At 56.4% G+C, this 1,520-nt stretch carries 1 protein-coding gene; it reads right to left on the reverse strand.

Annotation, left to right across the window (positions count from 1 at the left end; translation table 11 throughout):
• On the reverse strand, positions 1–1,520 hold a 1,520-nt coding region (locus D1641_RS18820; RefSeq protein WP_160668515.1), incomplete at both ends, for a hypothetical protein.

The raw sequence follows: 1,520 nt of genomic DNA on the forward strand, positions 1-1,520 counted from the left end.
GTGATGTTGTCCAGATTGTCGTCGGCGTCATACTCCACCAGGACGATCTGAGTGGGATTGTCGCCGCCCTCGGTGTCGTACTTGTACACCTTGTCCTCATCGTACTGCCGCAGCCAGAAGGTCTCGTCGCCCACGGCGTTGATGGTGAGCAGAGCCTGAGGCAGAACGCCGTCGGAATTGGTCCACTCTCTGATCTCGGTGATATACTCGCCGTCCTCGATGGTCTTCTTGACCTCGTACAGCCGGCCAGCCTTCAGAGCGTCGCCGTTGTTCAGAGCGTTATAGCGGATATTCCAGTGGTTCTGGTGCTCGCCGTTGACATAGGCGTTCTCGAAGTCCCAGTAGTTGTCGCCGTCATACTTGAAGGTCTCGCGGTCGGTGTCCTTCAGCATGAAGAAGACGTTGCCGTCGTCATAGATTTCGCCGTCCAGGATGAACACGACCTTAGCCACGCCCTTGTTCAGGACATAGGCGACCTCGGCGTTCTCCACATTGGGGACTTCCTTGTAGCCGGTGTAGACCTTGTCGTTCACATCGTCCACGAAGATGGTCTTGGCGTCCACGATGAACTCATTGGTCTTAATTGTGCCACTCGCATCCTTGCGGTCGCCAGTGACATAGGCCTTGCCGGTCTTAATGGAGGCGCCGGTCATGCGCCACTGGGTATCCTGGTCCCTGATCTCAGCGTTCAGGCCAGTCCAGTCGTCCACAGGATTGACGAACTTCAGGGTGTACACGCCGCTGTCGCTGACGGTGTACTTCCAGATCATGTGGTCAATGTTGGAGTCCTTCTGGCCCTTGATGTCAGTATCGACATACTTGTAGTCGGTCCAGTCGATCTTCTTGCCAGGAGCCTCGTCCACATGCAGGGTCTTAGGATTGGTCCAGTTATAGGCCTTGTCTGTATCATTGTAGATCAGATCGCTCAGCTCGTCCTTGACCTCGACCTTGGGGGAGGTCACATCGGTGAGCAGGACCTTGGCAACCCAGTCCTTCAGCTCCTCGTCGGAGTCCTTGACGTACAGGTACTGGTTGGGCTTCTGGTTGGCCTCACGGAAGGCCACAACGTAGCCGTTGGGGTCCATCAGCAGGTCGTAGTCGGTCTTCAGAGCGGGGTGATCGACCACATTCAGGTCGTCCAGGTCATAGACCATGTGCTGCTGCTGGACGGTCTTGCTGTCCACGGAGAACCGGGAATAGGGGTACTTGGTGCTGTCCCGCTCGAAGCGCAGGTAGGTATCGCCGGTGTCCTTGTCGCTCTCCACGCGGTTGACCTCGCCGGTGACGATTTCAGGCTCGAACATCTCAGCGATGATGTAGTCGTCGTCGTCCTCGATATAGTCAATGGTGTAGATGACATAGTCTTCCTCAGCGTAGTTGGCGGTGTAGAAGGTACGCACGTCCAGATCGGAGCCCTTGGACAGCTCCTTCACGGTGACGTAACGGCCGCCCTTGTCCTCCTTCACGCTGGAGACCTGGCCGATGTAGTAGTTGATCTCGATGACGTCAACAGTCTGCTC

Source organism: Colidextribacter sp. OB.20 (assembly GCF_009911595.1).
Classification (GTDB): Bacteria; Bacillota; Clostridia; order Oscillospirales; family Oscillospiraceae; genus Lawsonibacter.